Below are 23,479 nucleotides of genomic sequence, written 5' to 3'. Positions count from 1 at the left end.
CCGCACCATGACCACACCCGTAATCCAACTCGAGGAATTCCGGAAGACCTACACGACGGGGGAAGTGCAGGTGCATGCGGTCCGCGGGGTCAACCTGCGGATCCAGCCAGGCGAATTTGTGGCCATCATGGGGGCCAGTGGCTCGGGCAAGAGCACCATGATGAACACCCTCGGCTGTCTCGACCGGCCGTCGGGCGGGACCTTCCTCCTCGACGGTGTGGACGTGGGGAAGCTGGACCGCGATGAACTGGCGGATCTCCGGAACCAGAAGATCGGGTTCGTCTTCCAGGGCTTCAATCTGCTGGCCAGGACCACGGCGCTGGAGAACGTCGAACTCCCCATGTTGTACTCGAGGCCACCCCTGCCTGGACGAGAGCAGCGGGAACGCGCGCTCCGGGCGCTGGCCATGGTGGGACTTGCCGAACGGGCCGACCACACTCCCAGCCAGCTCTCCGGCGGCCAGCAGCAGCGGGTGGCGATCGCGAGGGCACTGGTCAACCAGCCGAAGCTCCTCCTTGCCGACGAACCCACCGGCAACCTGGATTCACGGACGAGCATTGAAATCATGGGCATCTTCCAGCAGCTCAATGATCAGGGAATGACCGTGGTCATGGTCACCCACGAGCTCGACATCGCCCGGTTCTGCCGCAGGGTCATCGTCATGCGCGACGGCCTCGTTCGCAGCGATGAACCCGTCCAGGATCGCTTTCTTGCCCCGGCCGAACTGGCCAGGCTCGAAGCCGAGCAGCGCGCCGTTCAGCTCGCCTGAGCCCGTTCAAGGCCCCCGCCCCCCCCAAACCGCCGGCCCCATGTTCGCCGTCCTCCGCATCGCCCTCCGCGCCCTCCGCCGCAACATCCTCCGGTCGTTCCTCACCATGCTGGGCATCATTGTCGGCATCGCCGCCGTGATCGTCGGGGTCAGCATGGGCACGGGAGCCAAGGCCGAGGTGGACAAGCGGATCGCCAGCATGGGCCAGAACCTCATCACGGTCATGTCGGGCAACATGGCACGCGGCGGCGTGCGCGGCGGATTCGGCATGGCGCCCAATCTCACGCCGGAGGACTACGAGGCCATCCGCCGGGAGATCACCGGCATCACCGCGGCCAGCCCGGAAGCCCGCACCTCGACCCAGGTTGCGGTGGGCAACCAGAACACCTTCGTGCAGGTCTCCGGCGTCAGTGAGGAGTATCTCACCGCACGTTCCTGGCCGCTCCGCGGCGGCGATAACTTCACGGAGGCCGACGTCCGCAACGCCGGAAAGGTCTGCCTCGTCGGCTCCACCACGGCCAGGACGCTGTTCGGCGAGAACATGGATCCCGTGGGCCAGGTGATTCGAATCAAGAACGCCCCCTTCACCATCGTCGGGTGGCTCGAGGCCAAGGGAGCGGGAAGTTTCGGGCAGGATCAGGACGACGTCATTCTCGTGCCGTACACGGCCGTGATGAAGCGCCTTTCCGGGGACACGCGGTTCCGATCCATCTTCGTCCAGGCGGAATCCCCCTCGGCCATCATGGATGTCCAGGACCAGCTGGCCGCGCTTCTGCGTCAGCGCCATCAGATCTCCGAGGGCAAGGATGATGACTTCATGGTCCGCAACCAGCAGGAGACCAGCGATTTCTTCAACGCCAACAACCGGATCATGACCATTCTCATCGGGTTCTTCGCCGGCATCTCGCTGGTGGTTGGCGGCATCGGCATCATGAACATCATGCTGGTCAGCGTCACCGAGCGGACCCGAGAGATCGGAATCCGCCTCGCGGTGGGGGCACGCGGACGCGACGTCTTGCGCCAGTTCCTCACCGAGGCGGTGCTGCTCAGCATCGTCGGCGGCGGACTGGGCATTGCCACCGGTTTCTGGCTGGCGCCGCTTCTGACCCGGCTTTTTGAATTCCCCACACTGATCTCCAACTCCTCGGTGGTCATGGCCTTTTCCGTCAGCGCCGTCATCGGCATCGTTTTCGGGTTCTTCCCGGCCCTCAAGGCCGCACGCCTCGACCCCATTGACGCGCTCCGATATGAATGACGCAGTTCCGGCGCCCTAGTCGCCCAGCGGACTCACCGCCATGCCCATGCGGCGGATGAAGGCGTCGAGGACGGCCGCATGGCCCCCGGCGGGATTGCCGTCGGTTCCCAGGCGCACCAGGACCATCTCCCATTCCGGGATGACCACGCAGAGGTTGTGGTTGAAGCCCGCGGCGTAATAGGTGCCCGGCGGGGCATGCGGCAGCTCCAAGCGCCCGTCTGGGCCGCGCCCATTGACCCACCAGTTGTACCCGTACGCACCCGGCCCCTTGATCTGGCGCCGGTCCGTGTCCGCCACGGGCAGCTGCGCCGGGACCTGCACCCGCGTGGCCTCACGGACCCAGGCAGACGGCACGATCTGGCGGCCGCTCCAGCGGCCTTCGTTCAGGAACAGATGCCCGAGGCGCGCCAGATCCAGGGCATCCACATGCAGCCCGGTGCACCCGTTGCGGATGGTGAGGCCCACAACCTCGCCTTCCGGCGTCCAGTCCGCCACCCGCATGCCAATCGGATCGAAGAGCCGCTCGCGCAGCAGTTCGAACAGGTCCCGGTTCGCCAACCGTGTCAGGACGCGCCCAAACATCATCTGCGCCTCGTCCCAGTAGGCGAATTTCGTTCCCGGCGGGAACAGGGGCGGCGCCGGCTCGTAGGGCGTCGCCGACCAATCCGCACTGTCGGCACCCCACCGGCTCCGCCCCACCGCGTCATACCCGCTGGTCATGGTCGCAAAATCCCTCAACGTGACCCGCGGATAGAGGGGATCCAGCAGAGGTTCGATCCCGCCAGCCTTCGCGTCCAGGGAGGCCATCCCGTCCCCGATGAGCAACCCGAGCGCCGTGCTGGTGACCGGCTTGGTCACGGACCATACGTTATGGACGCGATCCGCCGCGGCCCCCTTGTGAAACACCACGCCCCGCCGGACCAGCACCACCTCGTCCACACCGTTGGTCCCGGTGTGCATGCGCCAGTAGTTCAGCGCGTGATGCAATCCGTTGGGATGAACCCCGACATCCGCCGGAGACATCTCCCGCCATGCGGTCCCCGGAAACTCCATCGCGGACGGTGCCGTTTCGGGCACGCGCCGGACCAGTGCCAGCCAGTCTTTGGAAGGATGTTCTGGCGGAAATCCAGTCCAGGCCGGACCGGGGCCGCGTACCGTGCGGACCTCGCCGTCCCGCAGGGCACCGCCCTCCCGCGGGTTGAACCACTTCACCTCGTACCGTCCCGGCATCGCCCCGAGGTCAAACCGGGTGCCGCCGCCATTGGGCAGGTAAATGGCCAGCAGTTCGCCGGGGGCCAGGAGGGCCGACACGCCATGGCCCGTCACCGCCTCATCGGCCGGCACCATCCGCCAGAACGGCAGATGCTCGTGGAAAAACGCGAGCGCGATCCGCGTCTGGCGGTACATGCCCTCCCGCGTGCGCCAGTCCTCGCAGGACAGGTCGCTGGTCGGGCTGTTGTTCTGCCAGCCAAAATACCATTCCACCCCGGCACCGCCGGCCATGAGCGTTCCCCAGAGCCCGAAGCGCCGCGGGTCGTCGTGATCCGGATCCATGGCGTCAGGCAGCGTGCCGAAATTGGCGCCACCCAACTCGTCCGCCGTGACCACCCAAGGCAACCCTGCCGCGGCGCTGGCCTGCACGTAGTGACGGACGTGGGGGTGAACGTCCGGCCAGTGGAAATCCTGAAGGGCGGTCCCGGTCAACAGCGGCACCCGCCCCCCCGGCCAGTCCACCGCCGGTCGGTCCCGGAACCCGCTGGCGTCAACGATCGTGCCACCCAGCAGGGGATCGAACGTCTCGCGCAAGTTCTTCGCATGCCAGTGGTCGTTGTGCACGACGAGATGCTGGCGGTAGGGCAGCAAGTCCCGCAGCCAGGCCAGACAGGCCCGCTGCTGATCCACGCTCTGGACGTTCTCCTCGCCCAGGTTCCACGTGACCGCCGGATGATGCGCAAAGCGCGCGACCAGTTCCCGGTAGTAAAGTTTGCGTTCTCGTCCCAGATGGCCGCGGTCCAGCAGATGGTCGTTCTCCGTCTCCTGGGTGACCAGGTGCAACTGGATCCCCAGACGCGTCATGTGGCGAAACACCAGGTCCCACTGGTCGAGCTTGGAGCAGTCAAACCGGTCGCGAATCCATGGGTCCACCCACGGCCAGACGTTCCGCCCGTCTCCGTTGACATTCATGGTCAGGAAATAGACGGAGTTGACGCCCTGACTGGACAGGTAGTTCAGACCACCGATCAGCCCCCTGCCCCGTCCATCCTTCCAGGCCGGATCACCCTCACGCCAGTCCTGCACGTGGGATTCGAACCGCAACAGGCCGTCCTGGAGCGCCGGCAGGCCGATGATTGGGTTCGGAGATGGCGGCCGGTTGGTGCGGCTGAGGTCCCGGTAGGTGCCGTCAAAGTCGGCGTATCCCAGCAGCGTCTCCGGGCTGTCCACGCCGCCCTTGAGATACCGGGTGCCATCCCCGGCGAATCGCAGATAGCGCTCACCGACATATTCCAGGTGCCCCCTGGACCGCAGGTCCGGAGCCACGGCGTCTCCCGGACCGATCCGCACGGACCCGTGGTGTCCGTCGAGCGGTGCCCACGGCTCGCCGGCCTCGCGGGAGTCGGCCACGGCGACGTCAATTCCCGTGCGGAACGAGACCCGCCAGCGCCATTCGCCGGTCCGGTTCGGCGAGAAGTGGACCCGCCATTGGTTGCCACCGGTCGCCGAGGTCTCGGCCGCGTTGCCATCTGCCGCAAAGAAGCCCGGCACAATGCGCGACTCACCGCTGGCCGCATGTGTGAAGGTCACATCCAGCCGGTGGTCGAGGAACGGGTTGGGAGTCGCCGTCTCGTCCGACTCCGGGCCGTCGAAGGTGAGCGTGACCGTGTGCCACTGACGCGGCTCACCGGTGACCCGGACACCCCCGCCCGCACCTCCCGCGACGTCCTGCTCCATGTTGCGCCGGATCCACGCCGCCAGAGTGGAACTGCCAAACCCGTACCCGCCGGGCAACGGACGGTAGTCCATGGTCTGAATCCTGGGTGGCGGTCCCCAGTGCCCGGGAAAAGGCCGGGCGATCCCTCCCGGACGCGGGGGCTCCGGCGCTGGATCCTCCGACGTGGCGGCCGCCAGGTCGGGGAGCACACCGTACCGGATGCGTGACGCAGGACCGGCATCCTGCGGCCGCGGGAATTCCCTCCGGTTCGTAAGGAGGAACTTGTCGAACTCGAAGCCATCCTCCCGCATGGAAAACTGGACCTCATGTTCGCCCGCGTTGGGGATATCCAAATAGATGGCGTGCGGCACGCCACAGTGTTCCGACTCCGTGCGTTGCCGGCTTTCCCAACGCCACGAATCCTTGCCATCGCACCACTGCATCCTCCGGCCGCTTTCGGGCCAGCGACCATTGAGGCCGACATGGAGCCCATTGTCCTCGGTGCCGGTCGAGAAGGCACGGACCCACACATAGTACCGTCCCGGGTTGTTGAACCACACCTTGTAATGCAGCACGGCCATCCGACCCGGCCCGCTGGAAAAGTTTTCACCAGGCACCAGCGGATCGCCATGCGTCCGGCGCGTGTCCGGCAGCAACTCGACATAGGCGCCGCCGCTGGCTTCCTCCAGGTGCGGCAGATCCCCGTCCGGTTCGACAACTGGGATGCGCTCCGGCGCCGTGAGATGCCAGGAGCGGACTGCGTCGAGGCTCTGGCGGTGGAAATGCTCCGCCTCGACAGCCACCAGGCCGTCGAGCTCCTCGAAAACCAGTTCGGGCCCGGCCACAGGCCGCGGGGGACCCGCGAGCGCGACCAGGCCGAGTTGCAGACAGAACCAGAGGGACCATTTCCAGTGAGGCTTCATGAGTCGGGGACGGCATTGAGGCGTTGACGGGCCAGCGCAAGGGCCTCGGGACCCCCGACATTCCCCGGAAACACCCCGTAGGTCAGTCCCGGAAACCGGGATTCTGGTCCGAGTCGCCAGACGGGAACGCCGGGCAGGAGCTGTCCGGCAACCCAGGCCTTGCGGACACCCAGGCCGCGAGTTGCCAGATCGCTGGAAGTGATGCCGCACACTGCCGCCATGCACCAGCTCGCTGAACAGCACGGGAAACCCCGGGGTGTCGCGCCACACCCGCGGGGCGGCGTCCGTGTCGGGAACGGCAGAGGCGGGGCGATTGAGTCCGCGGGAGTTCATTGGGGGCGATTCGAGGGAGAGGGGGTCATCGGGATTGGGACGGCAGGATCCGGGGAGCGCCGGACGGGAGCAAGGGACGCAAGATTTCCTTCCAGCCTGAGCCGGCACGGCCGGAGCCGCCATGCGGGACTGGATAGACCTCATGTGAATTTGCGGCGGCAGATCCTGCCCCCGATGCGTCGCCAGCGCGAGGTTCCCGCGCACTTTCCCTCTGCGTCGGGGTTCCCTACCCTCGTTTCCATGACCACCATCAACGAGATCGCCCCAGACCTGTTCCGACTCGCCGTCTACGTCCCCAGCCTCGACATGCAGTTCAACCATTTCCTGGTGCGTGACGAGGAGCCGCTGCTCTTTCACGCGGGGTTGAAGGGCATGTTCCCGGACTTGCGCCAGGCCGTGGCTTCGCTGATGGATCCCTCAATGCTCCGACATATCGCCTGGAGTCACTTTGAATCCGACGAGTGCGGTGCACTCAACGAATGGTTGCAGCTTGCGCCCCGTGCCGAGCCGGTCTGCACGCTCGTCGGCAAGCTGGTCAGTGTGGACGACTTCTCCATCCGCCCGGCTCGCGGGATGACATCCGGCGACGTCCTGATCACGGGAAAGTATCGCTACCGGTTTCACCGTTCCCCGCATATTCCCCACGGATGGGATGCCGGTGTCCTGTTCGAGGAAACGCGCAGGACGCTGTTCTGTTCGGATCTCTTCCACCACTTCGGCGATGTCGCACCGCTGACCTCGTCGGACCTCATCGAGCCGACGCGCAGCGCAATGCAGCGATTGCAGCAGGGCCCGCTGGCCGGTTACATGCCCTACACGCGCCAGACCGAAGGGGTCCTGTACTCCCTCGCCGCCCTGAAACCAGAGACACTGGCGGTCATGCACGGTTCATCCTACCGCGGCCAGGGTGAGAGGTTACTTACGGACCTCGCAGAGGTGATCCGGGAGAATTTCGATCAGGCCGAACCTTCGGACGATACCGCGGACGCGAGCCAACGAATGGATTCAGGGAGCCACCCCATGTTGGCGGAGGCGGCAATCCTTGACCGGCCAGACAACAAAAAGGACGGGTGATCAATCCGTGGGACTGGAAACCCGACGTTCCAAATTCCACGAAGTTCACCCGCCCGTGCGCGGCAGTCCGATTTGGAACCGCCCAACCCGCGGCTCCCCGAGTGCCTTCAATGCTTCGGAAGAATCACGGCATCAATCACGTGGATCACACCGTTCGATGCGATGATGTCGGCCTTGACCACCTTGGCCCCATCCGCACGCACCGCCCCGTCCGCGAGCGAGAGTGTCACTTCCTGGCCCTGCACCGTTTTCACGCCGCCGGGCTTGATTTCGCCCGACTTCACAGAACCGCCCACGACGTGGTAGGTCAGGATGGCCACGAGCTTCTCCTTGTTCTCCGGCTTCAGGAGGGACTCGACCGTGCCGGCCGGAAGCTTGGCAAATGCCTCATCCGTGGGGGCGAATACCGTGAACGGCCCGTCCCCCTTGAGCACGTCCACGAGACCGGCCGCCTGCACGGCGGCGACCAGCGTTTTGAAAGAGCCCGCCTCAACGGCGACCTCCACGATGTCCTTCTTGGTCTCTCCGCCCATCAACCCGAGCGAGGCCACGATGGAGGCTGCGAGAGCGATCATTGATTTCCTGTTCATTGAATTCCTTTTCTGGATGTTCTGTTTTTTGTTGAGCCATCCCCACGGCCGGAATCCGACGCGTGCTGACTGCAAAACCAACCTTCCACGCATTTCAAAGCTGTCAAACTACTGTCTATTTTCTGTCGACCTCAAGTTTCGCCACCGCGCTCGGATGGTGCTCCGGGGTTGTCCCACGCTCGTTGGGAACTCTCGGCGCAAAGGAACACGGCGGCGTTGCGGACCTGTTTCGGACGCCGCGGACAACCGGCGTGTCAGTGCCAAGGAACGGGGAAACCGGCAGCATTTGCCGCTCCACCGTTCCACAACCCTCACAACATCAGACCGTTCAAGGGTCCCCAAACTGTCGTGCGACCCCTCGACCGACCGCGCTTGCGGACGAGGGACCGCCGATCCGCGCCCCACCACCGCAAGTCCGTGGCATTTGGAGGTTTACCAAACGAAAACTCCGCGGTATGTCCGGATACGCCGCAGACGATCCGTCGGTCATGCAGACCGTCGTTCGGCGGCACGGCAAACCAACAGAACGAAACCGTTACAATGCTTGCACAAGTGGTCACCCAAACCCAGACCGTCGCCCAGACGGGCATTGGCATCGGCTCTGCCATCGCCATCGTGTGTTCATGGCAGCGCAATCGTTCGATCCTCTGGGCGATTCTGGCAGGAATTCTGTCCTGGTTTTACGTGATCTATTTCGCCGCGAGCCGGAGGCCGGACGAGGTGAGATAGTTTCCGTTGTGGACATTTTATTGCCGGAGAACGTTGCACGCTGGAGCCGCCCCGCCGCGCAGTTGATCCGCTCAAGAAATTCCACCGTCATCATTCCTGATTCGCGCCGATTCCCACCCCCTCCCTCCAGATCAATCGCTATGGGCTCAATTTCGAAATGTGATACTCCTCCCCCCATTTGATGGCGACGGCGACAGCATTCGTGAATGCCGATACCGGATAATTGGAGATGATAATTGGCCTGGCGGGAGCGAGTCCGGTGGTGGCTTTGATGGCCATCGGCGGCCCGGATGCCGGAATCACCTTATCGTCGGCAGACAGAAGCCAAATGGTCCAGGGGTGGATGCAACCATGGGACCGGGCTTCTCACCAATCGCGCCGCCGCGGTGGTGCGGCAATGCCGACAAAGATCACGATGCCATCGCCGCCGGGGTTCTCGGCAAAGTCCACGGCGAAATTGTTTTTCCAGTTGTTCAGCGCCCAAAGGTTTCCAGCCCGGTCAATACCCGCCACGGTAAGGCGTTGCAACGGATCATAGGCCGGCGGAGCGTTGGTGCCATAAAGCGGCGTCCCGTTGTGCAGCAGCACCTGGCTGCCGGCGGTGGGTACGGTGTAGCCGGTCGGTGGTGAAATCGGGTCGCCCATGCGGAGTCCGGGCGGGCGGGTCTCCGGATCGGCGCCGGCAAGCTTGGAAAGGCGGGAGGCGTACGGTGCGAGCCCGAGCGGCCCAAAGTTGGCAACCCAGACATGGTCTTCGCCATCCACGGTCGCACCCCACGGTCCGTCCACGCCACCGGCGCCATCACCATACCCGCCAAGCACCGTTCCGTCCGGCGCGACCGCATACACCTTGCTGTCCCCTTGGGAGGCAACCCAGGCATTCCCCTTGGAATCCAGGGACAATCCCTTGATGGCCTTCCCGAAAGGAGCCTCCCACAAGACATTCAACTGGCGTCCCGCCAGCTGCAACCGGAACAGATTGCTCGGGTACTCGCCGGAGATGCCACCGCCGCAGCTGACCCACGCGGTGCCGTCCTCGCCAATCTGAACGTCAAACGGCTGACTCCCCGCGTACAGCGGCAGGGACACGACATCTTCCGGATCCCCATTGAGAAACACATGGACGGAGTCGGTGCCATAACTGGTGATCCAAATGTTGCCCGCGGAATCCGAGGCAAGGCCCTGGGCCCGGACCGGGCCGCCCTGGTATCCGAGAGGACCGGAGATCGCGACACCATCCGCTGTGAACTGCGATGCGCTGCCATTGCAGCCGGGGCTGTTGGTCGGGTAGTAGAGGCAGTTGGTCACCGGGCCCCAGCCAAAGTTGCCGACCCACACCGAACCTTTCGGATCAATCGCAATCCCGTAGCCGCCGCCCAGGAGTCCCCCGGTCGTGATCGGGGACCGCGGGGTTCCAGCGGCGCCGGAGCCCGGCTTTCCATTGGGCTGCATCACCACCAGCATCCGGCTGGAGAACGGCGTTCCCTGGACCACGTTGTCCGAGATCCAGGCGTTGCCACGATGGTCGAAGGCGATGTTGCCCATGCCGCCGATCAGGTACTGGTCATCACCGGAGTCGTTGACCTTCACGGTCACGGTCCAGGCATCCGGCGCGGACTCCAAGCTCGGCCAGTAGGGCGTGACGTTGGTGGTCAGCCCGTAGATGGACAGCACGTTTTCTCCAGGATTTCGCGCAAGACTGGCCATTGCCTGGGACGTCGTGGTGGGCGTCGGAAGTCGGGGGTCGGCGGTCAGGCTGAAGAACTGCCGGGCCACCATTGGGTCGGCGACACAGGAGGCCAGGAGATTGGCCAGAGCCCGTGTGGATCGCAGGGAGTTCGACTCATCGGCGTTCGGGGAGGTCAGGAGAACGTCCGACGACCCGCCGCCGCCCAGTTCCACCAGATTCTCGTTCATCGCGGCCGCGATCCGGAGTGCGGAGGCATCGCCCCGAATTTCGCCCGCCCGGTAGAACTGGGCGAAGGCATACGAGGCCGCCACCGTGGTGAGTTCGTTCACCGTGATCCGGGACGGCAGCGTTGGCCCAAGCGCGGAGACCAGCTCCACGCCACCGTCGAGCGATGCCGTGACGACAAACACACTCTCGGACGACACGCGTGGCGACCGGAGCTCAAAAGTGCCGTCCGGACCGGAAGTCGCCTGATCCACGACGAGCGGACGATCCTCGGTGGCTTCGACCAAGAGGACCTGAAGCCCCGGGAGCGGCCGGGCGGATGCCGTGCCGCCGGTCTGCACGGTCCCGCGGAGCAAGGCACCGCCGGCCGCCGCGTTGCTCAAGCGAAAATATCGGGTGATCGCACCCGGACTCAGCAGAATGGCGTTCGTCGCGACGCCTGGAACACGATCCCAGGTCAGATCCGAAATCGCGCTCGAACTCTCGAGGGCATAGCCGTCGGGGATGGCGTCCTCAGGCCATTCCACCAGAACGTTCACGCCGACTTTCTCCACCGACAACTTCGGTCCCGTCGCCAGTCCGGACACCGCCGCCAGCGCTTCAGGAACGAGGAAGGGAAGCGCCACGCAGGCCAGCGCGAAGGCAAAGGCTTTCATGAAGGCGGCAGCATGTCACATGTGGCCGTCGGTGAAAAGCTCCGCCAATGCGGAGGCCGTTGCCCTGGCTCACCACAGGATTCCAGGATCGCCAGCACGGACCCGCAAAGACGGCGCCATTGAACGGCTCGGACGCCACGCTTCAGATTCTTGACAATACCGATCTGCTGCCCGTGCGCTCGGCAGCGTCCATTTCCGGTCGGGCGCGGTTATTCCCCGGTCTCCTGGGCCAACGTGTAGCGGACGCAGAGCGGTTGCCCTGCGATGAGCGGCAGGCACGCGGTGCAGACCATCCGGTTGCCGAAGTCCTCATTTTCGACCACAACCACGCCGTCGGTAAACCACCGCCGAAATTCCGTGGTCCACTCGATGGTTTCGACTCCCCCCGACCGTGAGGTCCGCCCGCGCGATGGTGGACAGGACACCCACAACCCCCAAGCCGCCCATCAGGACGCGGGCGGGGTGAAAATGAGTATAAGCCGCCTGACGACGGTCGGCTCCCGGTGGCGGTGGCTGCTCAATCCAAGGAATCCCGCACCAGCGTCACGGCGGCGTCGAGCTCCCAGTCCCACGTCCCCGCGGGAGACGCGGGGTCGTACCACTCCCGGCGTTCCGGGGTGGGCCCGGCCCGCCTCGCGCGGCGCTCGCGCTCGCGGAGTTCGTCCCACTCCCGGGCGCGACTGCGGTCAAGGCCTCCCGCGCGAACGAAGTCCAACACCCGGTTCAGTTCGTCGCAGTCGAACCAAGTGCCGTGGGCGCGGCACTCGTCCACCACCACGCCGGATACGCGAGCGTAGTTGTTGCGGTTCATGAGCTCGCGGCAAACGGGACACGGCCGGTAGCGCGCCGGACCGGGGGCGGCGGGGCGGCGGAGCACGGCATCGGCCTGATCGGGCGGCAGGCGAAACTCGTCGGCACGGCGTGTGAGCGCGGCGAGCGTGACCGCGGGAACCCAGAAACCCCCGCAGCGCACACAGCGGAACGACTCGTGCTCGCCCTGCTGGCGGAGCAGCTCGGGATGGGCGTCGCAGACAGGGCAAGCGGCGTCAGGCATGAAACGGGATTAACTACGCCCGGAGATTTGCCTCGCGGCGCCACCCGGGCAAGGCTGGCGGGACATCGGGGTCGTTGACCATCCGGACCTGCAGGCCATCGCCTGAAAGCCTCATCCCCCGCGTCCGCTTCCAGCCTCGGCAGCTTCGCGACCTGTCGCACCAAACTTTTCGCCGCCACCTCTTGTCAGATCAGCCCCTGTTTTGGTAGCACTCCGACGTGCCTTCTCCCCTTCCACCAACCAGTGGGCCTTCCGGCACCCCGGACGGGATGCCCCGACGTGAGGTGCTCAAGCTCCTCGGGGGGGCCGGTGCCCTCGCTGCAGCACACGGTGTGTTGAACCTATGGGGTAGTCCGCCAGCGATGGACCTGATCCGCCAGCGGCGCAACCTCATCCTGTTCACCACGGACCAGCAGCAGGAGTTTCGCTGGTTTCCCGAGGGCTGGGAGCAGGCCAATCTTCCCGGATTGACCCGCCTGAGGAACCGCGGAGTGTCCTTTCGCCGGGCGTACACCAACACCGCCATGTGCACCCCCTCCCGAACCACCATGTTCACCGGGTTGTACCCCGCCCAGCATCGCAGCACCGACACGCTTTCGGAGGGCATGAGCCAGTCGGAGGGGGAACACCAGCTGGATCCGACGATCCCCAATCTGGGCACCATCCTCCGCGAGGCGGGCTACGACGTCGTCTGGAAGGGCAAGTGGCATTTGAGCAAGGGCGTAGACCAACCGGACGGCGGCCATGTGGACGACGACATCTCCCGATACGGCATGGAGGAATGGAATTCTCCGGATGCAGGTGGGAATGCCGAGTTAAAGAATTACGGGGGCGGTTCGACGGATCATGACGGCCGGTTCTTTGACGGGAGCACCTGGCAGCCTCCAACGGGTGATCCAACGGATCCGGACTACATTTTTACGCAGGCCGGCGGACCTGCGAATCCGTCCTGGGAACGCGACAGCGTCATGGCGTTCCTCCGGCACCGGATTGAGAACCCGGGAGAGAATCCCTTCTGCCTTGTTGTCTGCCTGATCAACCCGCATGACGTCCTCGGCTGCCCCGGGCTGAGTGAAGCCCTCGGCGGCAATGGAACCTACTTGGAGGGCGGGTACTTTGGGCGGACCGACGGCACATCTCCCTGGTCCGAGCAGACGGGCCCCCTCAGGATCGAGGTGCCGCCCACCGCGCATGAAGACCTCCTGAGGAATCACAAGCCGCAATGCCAGGCCCGTTTTCTTGCTGCCTCCGCCGGCCTCGGACCCGTGCCGACGGACTCCCTCAAACTTCAATATCTCAACTTCTATGGCAACCTGATCAAGCTCAACGACCGCTATCTGGTCCGGATGCTTGACCTGTTGGACGGCGTGGACGGGAGCGTGGATGCCGCAAGGGCGAGGACCTTGCGCGATCAGTCATGGATTGTCTTCACGTCCGACCACGGCGACATGGCGATGGCGCATGGCGGCCTTCGGCAGAAGTCGTTCATGTGCTACGAGGAGATGGCCAACGTGCCGCTCGTCTGGTCGAATCCAGTCGTTTTCCCCGAGGGGCGGGTTTGTCACGAACTCGTGTCGCATGTGGACCTGATGCCGACGATCTGCGGCGTGCTTGGCATTGACCCGGCTCCGTATCCATTCAAGGGAGTGGACTACAGCCGGCTGATTGAATTCCCGGACGGTCCCCGGGTTCAGGATTCCGTGCTCTTCACCTTCGATGACATCTGGAGCGGCCAGGAGGCGGCGGGATTCCCCGATGGCATCGTGCCACCTCCCAACCGTCTGCGGGCGCTGATCGAAAAGGATTACAAGTACGTGTACTACTTCGACGGCCTCGGGAGCGCGGCACCGCAAGCGGAATTCTACGACTTGCGCAGTTCCAGCGACGGTGGAACGGACACCGACCCGGCATCAGGAAAGGCCCTGGAGCGGGTCAATTATTCCGAATGGGCCATGCAACAGCAGCCCGGGCAGCATCCGCCTGCCGCAATTGTGGCGCAACGTCAGCGGGTCATGGGCAACCTGGAGGCCGCCCTGGACACGAAGCTGATGCCGCTGCCCCCCCAGGATGCCACGCCTCCAGAGGACTTTACGGCCCGATTGTACCGATGGACCGATGGCGACGGCGCCGTTCAGAGTGCCGTTCAACTGACCTGGATTTCCCGCTCAAACACCCAGTATCAGCTACAGGTGTCGGCAGATTTGCAGCGGTGGGAGGACTCGGGTCCGCTGATTCCGGGCAACAATGGACCGATGTGGCTCAACCAGACCGTTGCCGGAGAGGCATTCTTCCGGTTGAACTGGGAGCCGCTTGCCGAGAATCCGATTCCGGAGCCGACGACCGTCGTCGGCGGGGCGGCGCCGTGAAGCGAGCGTCTTGGCTCAGATCAGGGGGGCGGTGAGAGGGCCTTGCGGCAGCATGCCCATGATGTCCGCCGGGGCCCGGCGACGCCGGAGCAAGCCCGCCATGGTTCGCATGTAGGGATCAACGTGCCGGAAGAACCGGCGATAACCCGCACACAGGTAGTTGAGCCCGGGCTCCCCGTCTGGCGATGTGAGGAAACGGTGCTTCGGGCATTCTCCATTGCAGGCAAACCGGACGTCGCACTCTCGACAAAACCGCGGCAGCGTGCCGGATTTGGCCTCCCCGAATTCCCGCTGCGCCCGGGAATGAACCAACGATCCCAAGGAATCATTCAGGATGTTTCCAAGCCGGTATTTCGGATAGACAAAGTGATCGCAGGAAAACAGGTCGCCGTTGTGCTCCAACGCGAGGGCCTCACCGCAATCCTCCAGGAACAGACACAGTCCGGGACCATGCCCGGACCAAATCCCCAGCGAGACATCGAAAATCTGGACGAACACCCGGCCGACGTCGTGGCGGACCCAATGATCAAAGATGGCGCAGAGAAACTCACCATAGGATCCGGGCGGGACACTCCACTCCGTGACCGGTGATGGCGCCTGCCCCGGGTGGGGTGGTTCCGCAAAGTCCAGATTTTGCCCGTTCTCACCGGCCGCCGGCAACCGCTCGACCAGGGGAATGAACTGAAGATACCCCGACCCGGATTCCTTCAAGAATTCGTAGAGTTGGACGGGCTGGATGACATTCACCGCACTGACCACAGTGAGCGTGTTGAACTCAACCTGATGCTCCTTGAGCAGCGCAACACCCGCCATGACGCGGTCAAACGTCGGCCGCCGGCCCTTGTCCACCCGGAATGCGTCGTGAATTTCCCGTGGCCCATCGAGGCTGACACCGATCAGAAAACGGTGCTCCCGAAAGAACCGGCACCACCCGTCATCGAGCAGGGTCGCATTGGTCTGAAGCGTGTTGAACACCTCGCGACCCGCCCCGTAACGCCGCTGCAACTCGACGATCCGTCTGAAGTAATCGAGGCCCAGCAAGGTCGGTTCGCCACCCTGCCACGCAAACATCACGTCCCGGGTCTTCTGCGACGCGATGTACTGGCGGATGTAATTATCAAGAACCGCGTCGGGCATGCGAAAGGACTCACCCCTGGGGTAAATCGCCTCCTTCTCAAGGTAATAGCAGTAGGTGCAGTCCAAGTTGCACACCGGGCCCATTGGCTTGGCCATGACATGAAAGCCGTTTGGCTCAGGGGTGCGGGTGTTCATCGCGTGGTACCGGAGATCGTGGACGATCTGTTCGCCGCCGCAAGCCTCAGGACCCGGTCTGTTCGACACGACCCGGCAAGATGGACCCGAAGCTCCAGAAACGGACCCTCGAGCATCTCGGCGGCGTGACCGGGGAGGGGCATGGCCCGGAATTCTCACCCCAGCGACTCCAGCAGGCGCCGGAGTTCGTTGAGGCGCGCCCGGGCGTCGCGCTTTGCCAGCCGCGGGAACTGGCCGCCCACGGTGATCAGTTCCCGATTCCGGGTGAGCTTCACCTTGCCGGCAGTCACCTCCACGCTCGTGACCCCACGCGAAGCCGCCAGCAGCCGCAGCCCGTGCACGGTCAGCAGCAGGTCCACCGGCGGCGGCGGCGGACCGAAACGGTCCCGCAGTTCGCACGCCAGCGCCTCCAGGTCACCGGAACGCCCCGCCTGTGCCAGCTTGCGGTAGATCTCCAGGCGCTGCGCGGGTTCCCGCAAGTAGTCGTGAGGCAGGTAGGCGGGCGTCTTGGGCTCCGGGGGCGCGGGCACCTCCATCGCCGCCATCCGCGACCGGGTCTCGTCCGTGATCCAGAGGGCCACGCCCTCGCGGGGCACCTCGATGCCAGGCGGGGCACTGCTCCGCCGGCCCCGTGAAGCGCCCGGAGGATCGGACCGGCCCTCTTCGCCCGGGTTCATCGCAAGGAAATCAAGGCGGACCGTCACCTCGACACGTCGGCCAACCTGGCCGCCCTGCAGGGAGGCGATGCTCTGCTTGAGCAGCTGACAGTACAGGTCAAATCCCACCGCGGTGATGTGCCCGCTCTGCTGCGGCCCCAGCAGGTTGCCGGCGCCCCGGATCTCCAGATCGCGCATCGCGATCTTGAAACCTGATCCCAGCGCCGAGTACTGCCGGATCGCACTCATGCGCTTGCGCGCCTCGGTCAGCAGTTGCGCATGGCGCGGCAGCATCAGGTAGCAGTAGGCCTGATGCTTGTAGCGTCCGACCCGGCCACGCAACTGGTACAGCTCGCTCAACCCGAAGCGGTCCGCGCGGTCAATGATGATGGTGTTGGCGTTGGGAATATCGAGGCCGCTTTCGATGATCGTGGTGCTCACCAGCACATTGGCCTCCCCCGCCACGAACTGCGTCATCACCCGCTCCAGGTCGTCGGGATCCATCTGCCCGTGCCCGACCACGAGACGGGCGTCGGGCACCAGGTCCCGGAGTTTCGCCGCCACCGCCTCGATGGTCGCCACGCGGTTGTGGAGGAAGTTCACCTGACCGCCCCGGCCCAGTTCCCTCAGGATGGCATCGCGAATCACCCGCTCGTCGTAGTTCCCCACGAGGGTCTCGACCGGAAGCCGGTCCTGCGGTGGCGTCTCCAGCGTGCTCAGATCTCGCGCACCGCTGAGCGCAAGGTGCAGGGTCCGCGGGATGGGTGTCGCGCTCAGGGTCAGCACATCCACCGTCGCCCGCAGCCGCTTCAGACGCTCCTTGTGGCGCACCCCAAACTTCTGTTCCTCGTCCACCACCACCAGTCCCAGGTCCTTGAACTCCACGTCCGCGGACAGCATCCGGTGCGTGCCAATGAGGATGTCGGCCGTGCCCGACGCCACGGCCTGCAGCGACGCCCGCTGTTGCCGCCCGGTCCGAAAACGAGAGAGCAGCTCGATGCGCACCGGGTATCCGGCCATGCGCTCCCGAAACTGGTTGAAATGCTGCTGGGCCAGAACGGTGGTCGGCACGAGCACGGCGACCTGGCGTCCGGACATCACCGCCTTGAACGCGGCACGGACCGCCACCTCGGTCTTGCCAAAGCCGACGTCGCCGCAGAGCAACCGGTCCATCGGGCGCGCCGCCTCCTGGTCCTTCTTGACGACCTCAATCGCCGTCAACTGGTCCGGTGTCTCCTCATACTCGAAGGCCGCCTCGAATTCCCGCTGCCAGGCGGTGTCGGCCGCCAGGGCAATTCCCGGCTGGGTGGAACGGGCCGCCTGCACGCTCAGAAGTTCGCTGGCAAGATCCTTGACGGCGTTGGCCGCCTCCTCCTTCGCGCGGGTCCACCGCGTGCCCCCAAGGGAACTGAGCACGGGACGTGCCTTCCCCGCTCCGACATAGCGGCTGACGAGATGCGCTTCGCTGACAGGGACGTAGAGCCGGGGTGGCTCGCCTCCCGGTTCCCGGGGCGCATATTCAATCACGAGGCACTCCTGCCCCGGCGCCGTGGGGGCGGCATCCGCGCCCCCCGAGGACCGGGTCCGGGCGGGCGGCAGGGTCTTCAGTCCGCGAAAGATCCCAATTCCATTCTGGAGGTGCACCACGAAGTCGCCCTCCTCGAACTCCGCAAAGTCCACCTCGAAGGCCGATCGCATGGCCTGAGCGTGCGGGGACTTCAGACGCCGGGCGCGTGTCACCCGGTAACGGCCGTAGATCTCCGCATCCGTCACCACCACGGACCGGGGGCCCGGGAGCAGAAATCCGCGGGAAATGGCGCCGCGATGGCGCTCCGGCTCCGGGGTGCCCAGCCCGAATTCGGCCCACAGTTCCCCGAACCGCTGACGCTCCCCGTCGTTGTTGCAGAACACATGCACCGACCAGCCCTGGTGCAGCCAGCGGTGCATCTGTTGGAAGAATTCACGGCGTTGCGCCTCGGCCACCGCCGCCTCGGGCAGCGCAGCACCGATGGGCCGGAAGGCGTCGAGCGAATCCGCCGTGAGCGACGGCAACGCACCGACCGCAACGGCGTGCTCCACCGACTCCAGCGCCACAAGAGTCATGCCGCGCCGTTCAGCCTTGGCCAGCAGTTCCTCCCATGAGGCATGAAACGGATCCTCCGGAGGCACCTGTCCGGCATGGCGCATCACCTGGTCGGCAAGGGCCCCGGGATCACCCAGGACCAGCAGCGTGTCGGGCGGCAGGTAGTCGAGCAGCGTCCCCAGCTTGGAGGCAGCGGGGGAAACGCTTCCCTGCGTCACGGCGTCGGGACGCATCTTGAGCAGGCCGATCTCGCCGGCCGGCGGGATTCGGACGCGCTCGACCGGTTCCCGGGACATCTGCGACCCCGGGTCAAACTCCCGCAGAGACTCCAATTCATCCCCGAAAAACTCCAGTCGCACCGGCCATGGGGACGGCATGGGCCAAACATCCACGATGCCGCCGCGCCAGGAGAGTTCGCCCTTGTGGGTCACCTGCGCCTCCGGTTCGTAGCCCTGCGCCTCCAGCCACTCGATGAGATCGAGCGGGTTGACGGTGTCCCCTCGATGGAGCCATCGCACGCGGTCCCTCAACGCCGCGGCCTCAAACGACCGCTGGGACAGGGCCACAGCGCTGGTCACCACGGGCACCCGGACCGCGGGACCACCGTCCTCCGTGTGAGCGACCAGGGCCAGAAGGGTTTCCAACCGGTCGCTGATGACGTCCGCATGCGGCAACTTGTGCTCGTGCGGCAGCACCTCCCAGGCGGGAAAGAACAGGGGCACCGCCGACTTCGCGGCGGCCCGTTCATCCATCTCCGTCTGGGATGACACACGCTGCCACGTCGAGAGATCCGCATGCAGCGCCTCCTGCGCCGGCAGGGTGTCGGCGACCACCACCACCTGCCGCCCCGGAAACCGCCGCGCCAGCAGGGCGGACACGAAGGCATGGGCCGGACGCTGCAGGCCGGGCCACGTCATCACGCCGGCGGAGGCCGCCCTCTTGAGTTGGGCGGCAATCACGGGATCCGCCATGGCGGCGGCGAACAGGTCCGGTCGGACCTCATGGGACCCAGCGTCCGGCAAGCACGCGCAACGTGCCGGGACGGATCCGGTTCGCAATGCCGAAGGGACCGGTCCGCCGTCGTGATCGTGACTCACTCGGACGATCCAGGCCCGTCGTCCCCGGTCTCCCCGGCATCCTGATCCAGCCACTTCACGATCGTATGGATCAGGTAGCCAATGCCGGACAGGACCACCACGGCCGCCGACAGCCCGATGACGACGTCCCCACGCTTTTGCTCCGGAATGAACCGGATGGGGTACAGGAACGCCACGACGGCCATGACCAACAGGGCGATGGACGCCCCAGCGATCCATCGGCGGCCTCCGACGGAGCCCGCACGGGAAGAGTAGCGGAAAATGAGCGCCCAGTACCCGCAGGCAACCAGCGCGCCGGCGACAAATGCGGGAATGGCCAGGCTGGTCCAGTGGAACTCAAAGCCGAACGGGCCCTGGCGCAGCGTGGTCAGTGACGCCACCACGCCTCCCATGCCCACCGCCGACGCCAGCATGACCAGCGCGCGAAACATCGAGTCCTCATGAAGCGGGACCGGGGGCGGGGTGGGCGGAGGTTTCATCGTGCTCACCCCAGTGAAGCGGATGCCCCCGAAAGTGCCAGCCGGAGTTGCCGGAGACCGCCCCGGTCATCGGGCAGCGGCAGGCACGGGCAAACGGCGCTGCAACGCCGCGGCGAGGCGGGTGGTGAACGCCTCGCGCCCTGCCCCATTGAGGTGAGTCGCTGATGCGAAGTCCCCGTCAGGAAGTACCGCAGGGAGATCCTCCAGCGGAACGACCTGCGGCCCAAGCCAGCCTGCCAGGGCCTCCAGCGCCCGACGGTGGCGCGCAGCCTCCCCTGGATCGGCAAGAGACTCCGGAACGGGCGTGATGCCCACCGCAACCGTGACCGTTGTTGGAAACTGCCCGCCAAACCGACTCGCTGCGGCCTCCAGTCGGGGCGAAAGTTCCAGGGGCGGCAACGGCACGGCGGCACCCGGATTGAAGCGGCCCGGGTCCTCCACCCCTCCCCCGTCCGCATCCATCGCGCCCAACAGATCCCTGGAAAATCCGTAGCGGACGCCAAATGCCCCCGGCATCACTTCCGGGCGCACCCACGGTTCCACCCGGTCCCGAAAAGCGTCCAGCCCTAGCCACCAAGAGGCGTATCCCGTCCATCCCCGCGATGCCGGGGAGCGTCCCTCGGGCCGCCGCAGCCACTCCAGGAGCGCCACCATCTGCGGATCGGGACCCGGACGCCTAAGGAACGCGGGATGCACCAGCAGCACGACGGCATGAGGTACACCGGACGCCATCGCCTCCGCTGCCAGGCGCCCGAAGTCATCCAGGCCCAGGGTGCTGACCGAACCCAGGTTGACCACCGGCATGCCGAGTTCCCCGCTCAACTGCCTCGCCGACACTCCGGTCAGGCACGAGGAGTCTCCCACGAGAATCACCGAAGCCGGTTGTCGGCTGGACTGGATACGGTGCCCCAGCACCACATGGTCCATGTCGCGTTGCGGACGCGGATCCGGCAACAACCCGACGGCGAACAGCGTCCGGATCACGATCGCGGCGGCCATCAGTCCGACCAGTGGAGCACCAATGGATGCCAGGCATTGTCGAACGCTGAACGAATAGACGTGGCTCCTCATAACCCACTCAAAATTGAAAATAGATGAACGGCGGACCATCCCCGCGCCAATAGCACAGGATTGCGAACAGCAGTGCCCCCTGGATCGCCATCCGGGATCCGGTGCCCAGGGTGGCGCCCCAGTCCGGTCCGCGCGTTCCGCGGGCCATCAGGTCCAGGGCCAACGCGGGTAATCCGAACCACACCAGTTGAATGCAGGCGCTTCCGAGCCAGATGGGTGCGGTCAGCTCCGGCAAGGCTGCAAACATGCGGGAGGCCGTTCCGATCTCCGGTGCCCGGAACCACAACCAGCCCAGTCCGACGAAAACGAGGGTGAGCATCCGTCCAAGCGCTGCCGGCAGGGCGACCGGCCACAGAGTTCTCGAGGATAGTCCCAGTCCATGCCACGCCCCCCAGACCACAAAATGCCAGGCGGCGCCATGCCACAGGCCTCCCAGAAGCATGGTGATCATCAGATGCGCCACGGTGCGGGCGTGTCCGAACCGGTTCCCGCCCAGCGGGAGGTACACATGATCCCGGAGCCATTCCGAAAGGCTCATGTGCCACCGGTGCCAGAAGTCGCGAATGGAGGCCGCGAGATAGGGCTCGGCAAAATTCACCCGCAGTTCAAACCCGAGCAGGCGTCCCAGCCCGCGGGCGATGTCCGAGTAGCCGGCAAAGTCGCCATAGACCTGGAGCGAGAACGCGACCACGGCCACCCACACCCCGGGCCCCGTGAACCGGTCCTGAGCGAATGCCAGGTCCGCGACGCGACCGCAGGAATCGGCAACGACGACCTTGCGGAACAGCCCCACCAGGATCCGCCACAGGCCTTCGCGGATGGCCCCGGCGGTGATCACCCGGGTGGATGCGAACTGCGGGAGCAGATGGGCCGCACGCTCGATGGGACCGGCGACCAGTTGCGGAAAGAAGGCGACATACGCCAGGAACGCGGTGGGATCCCGGCAGGCGGCGACGCGGCCGCGGTGGACGTCCAGCACATAACCCAGCGACTGGAAGGTGTAGAACGAAATGCCGACGGGCAGGATGATGTTCAGCGTCGGCCAATCCGGTGTGCCGCCGAGCCGCGTGATCATGGTCGCCAGGGAACCGGCGAAAAAATCGAAATACTTGAAGACCGCGAGCAGCCCGAGGTTGAGGACCACGCTGAGCGCCACCAGGCGTGTCCGCCACGGGGCCCGCGCCTGTTCAACGGCGATCCCGAGGTGGTAATCCACCAGCGAAGACCCGACGAGCAACGGAAGGAACCGCCAGTCCCAGGCGCCGTAGAACCCCCAACTTGCCAGGACGATCAGGCGGTTCCGCCAGGCCACCGAGCCGCGCACCAGCCAGTAGAGGCCGAGGAAGGCGGTGAAGAAGACGACGAACGTTCCGGAATTGAAGAGCATTGGCGCCCGAGCGGACCGGTTCCTATGGTCTGCAAGGATGATGGCGCAACGGATCGGGCGGGGGCGAGGCTTCACCCTCATCGAACTGCTGGTGGTCACCGCCATCATTGCCGTGCTTGCCGGCCTGCTCCTGCCCGTCCTGTCCCGGGCCCGTTCGCGGGCCGGCGGGGTGGAATGTCTCGGACGCCTCCGCCAGACGGGCCTGGCCACGCTGATCTACGCGAACGACCACCGCGGATTGGTCCGCCTGCAAAACCCGCTCTCTCCCACCAACACCTGGGCTCGCACCCTCGCCACCCAGCAGAACCTGCCGGGGAAGACCTTCCTCTGCCCCACGTACCCGCCATGGACGTTGACCAATTGGCTGACGACCTACGGCGTCTGGGTGGATCCGCCGGGCGAATACCTCTCCGGGGTCCTGCGGGAGTTTTTGCAAACCGACCGTGTCCGGCAGCCCGACGCCCAGTTGCACGCTGCGGACACCACCAGCCGCGGACGTCAGGGGATCACCGCGCGGCAATTCCACACGTTTCGCATTGTTGAGGACTACGAACTCCACGGGCGTCACGCCAACCGTGTGAACGGCTGGTTTCTCGACGGCCATGGCGAATCCCTGGGCCGCCCGAGGATCGAGGCCCTCGGCTTCATCGGACTCTTTGAGAAGGACACCTTCCCCGGATATTTCGATTGATCCGAACCGGGGCGGCGTGGCGCCGTGTTCCGAATCGCCAATTTCCAGCCAGCACCACAATCACACCGACGGCTGTCAGCAACTCGATTAGCGTAAAACCACGGGCAGGTCGCTCCAGATCGCTGGCCGCGAAAATGCACTCTCTGGATC

Annotated in this window: 16 protein-coding genes and 1 pseudogene; 6 read left to right on the top strand and 11 right to left on the bottom strand. The window is 65.4% G+C overall.

Features of this window, described 5'->3' with window-relative positions:
- The first annotated feature begins 7 nt into the window (after window positions 1-7).
- Window positions 8-769 (top strand): ABC transporter ATP-binding protein, encoded by a 762-nt coding sequence (locus tag KF791_16795; GenBank protein MBX3734235.1) that lies wholly within the window; start codon window positions 8-10, stop codon window positions 767-769.
- A 40-nt stretch (window positions 770-809) separates the two neighbouring features.
- Window positions 810-2,024 carry an ABC transporter permease gene (locus tag KF791_16790; GenBank protein MBX3734234.1) on the top strand — a complete coding sequence of 405 codons (1,215 nt, stop codon included), beginning with the start codon at window positions 810-812 and terminating at the stop codon, window positions 2,022-2,024.
- A gap of 15 nt (window positions 2,025-2,039) precedes the next feature.
- Here KF791_16790 and KF791_16785 read toward each other — a convergent pair whose 3' ends face one another.
- Window positions 2,040-5,876: a serine hydrolase gene (locus KF791_16785; GenBank protein ID MBX3734233.1), complete on the bottom strand. Its 3,837-nt coding sequence runs from the start codon at window positions 5,874-5,876 to the stop codon at window positions 2,040-2,042.
- Window positions 5,873-6,097 carry a hypothetical protein gene (locus tag KF791_16780; protein ID MBX3734232.1) on the bottom strand — a complete coding sequence of 75 codons (225 nt, stop codon included), beginning with the start codon at window positions 6,095-6,097 and terminating at the stop codon, window positions 5,873-5,875. The genes KF791_16785 and KF791_16780 overlap by 4 nt, the downstream gene beginning before the upstream one ends.
- A 352-nt stretch (window positions 6,098-6,449) precedes the next feature.
- Here KF791_16780 and KF791_16775 point away from each other — a divergent pair.
- Window positions 6,450-7,169 (top strand): annotated as a pseudogene (locus KF791_16775) (MBL fold metallo-hydrolase).
- A 221-nt stretch (window positions 7,170-7,390) separates the two neighbouring features.
- On the opposite strand, the gene KF791_16770 reads toward KF791_16775, so the two are convergent.
- Entirely contained in the window at window positions 7,391-7,873 is a 483-nt protein-coding gene (locus tag KF791_16770) for a fasciclin domain-containing protein (protein ID MBX3734231.1), read from the bottom strand.
- A gap of 540 nt (window positions 7,874-8,413) precedes the next feature.
- Here KF791_16770 and KF791_16765 point away from each other — a divergent pair.
- Entirely contained in the window at window positions 8,414-8,602 is a 189-nt protein-coding gene (locus KF791_16765) for a hypothetical protein (protein ID MBX3734230.1), read from the top strand.
- Between the two features lie 366 nt (window positions 8,603-8,968).
- Here KF791_16765 and KF791_16760 read toward each other — a convergent pair whose 3' ends face one another.
- Complete coding sequence (locus tag KF791_16760) at window positions 8,969-11,173, bottom strand: hypothetical protein (GenBank protein ID MBX3734229.1); 2,205 nt, start codon at window positions 11,171-11,173, stop codon at window positions 8,969-8,971.
- 517 nt (window positions 11,174-11,690) lie between these two features.
- Entirely contained in the window at window positions 11,691-12,227 is a 537-nt protein-coding gene (locus KF791_16755; protein MBX3734228.1) for a zf-TFIIB domain-containing protein, read from the bottom strand.
- 269 nt (window positions 12,228-12,496) lie between these two features.
- On the opposite strand from KF791_16755, the gene KF791_16750 reads away from it, so the two are divergent.
- Window positions 12,497-14,593, top strand: a complete 2,097-nt coding sequence (locus KF791_16750; protein ID MBX3734227.1) for a sulfatase-like hydrolase/transferase — start codon at window positions 12,497-12,499, stop codon at window positions 14,591-14,593.
- A 15-nt stretch (window positions 14,594-14,608) separates the two neighbouring features.
- Here KF791_16750 and KF791_16745 read toward each other — a convergent pair whose 3' ends face one another.
- The 5 genes from KF791_16745 to KF791_16725 all read right to left on the bottom strand — a co-directional run bounded on the left by KF791_16745 (window position 14,609) and on the right by KF791_16725 (window position 22,638).
- On the bottom strand, window positions 14,609-15,865 hold the full coding sequence (locus tag KF791_16745; GenBank protein ID MBX3734226.1) for an anaerobic sulfatase maturase: 1,257 nt from the start codon (window positions 15,863-15,865) through the stop codon (window positions 14,609-14,611).
- A gap of 155 nt (window positions 15,866-16,020) precedes the next feature.
- Window positions 16,021-19,575, bottom strand: coding sequence for a transcription-repair coupling factor (mfd, locus tag KF791_16740; GenBank protein ID MBX3734225.1), 3,555 nt, complete (start codon window positions 19,573-19,575; stop codon window positions 16,021-16,023).
- A gap of 122 nt (window positions 19,576-19,697) precedes the next feature.
- On the bottom strand, window positions 19,698-20,180 hold the full coding sequence (locus KF791_16735; protein ID MBX3734224.1) for a hypothetical protein: 483 nt from the start codon (window positions 20,178-20,180) through the stop codon (window positions 19,698-19,700).
- A gap of 66 nt (window positions 20,181-20,246) precedes the next feature.
- Entirely contained in the window at window positions 20,247-21,179 is a 933-nt protein-coding gene (locus tag KF791_16730; protein MBX3734223.1) for a hypothetical protein, read from the bottom strand.
- A gap of 79 nt (window positions 21,180-21,258) precedes the next feature.
- A complete protein-coding gene (locus tag KF791_16725; GenBank protein ID MBX3734222.1) occupies window positions 21,259-22,638 on the bottom strand; it encodes an MBOAT family protein in 1,380 nt (459 codons plus the stop codon).
- 37 nt (window positions 22,639-22,675) lie between these two features.
- Here KF791_16725 and KF791_16720 point away from each other — a divergent pair, with 37 nt between their 5' ends.
- A complete protein-coding gene (locus tag KF791_16720; protein MBX3734221.1) occupies window positions 22,676-23,329 on the top strand; it encodes a type II secretion system protein in 654 nt (217 codons plus the stop codon).
- Here KF791_16720 and KF791_16715 read toward each other — a convergent pair.
- Window positions 23,283-23,479, bottom strand: a 197-nt coding sequence (locus KF791_16715) for a prepilin-type N-terminal cleavage/methylation domain-containing protein (GenBank protein MBX3734220.1), incomplete at its 5' end; no start/stop codon positions are given. The genes KF791_16720 and KF791_16715 overlap by 47 nt on opposite strands.

It is taken from the genome of Verrucomicrobiia bacterium, from assembly GCA_019634635.1.
Lineage (GTDB): Bacteria > Verrucomicrobiota > Verrucomicrobiia > Limisphaerales > UBA9464 > UBA9464.
The sequence above is the reverse complement of the archived record's forward strand: the minus strand, read 5'-3'. Positions and strand labels throughout refer to the sequence as shown.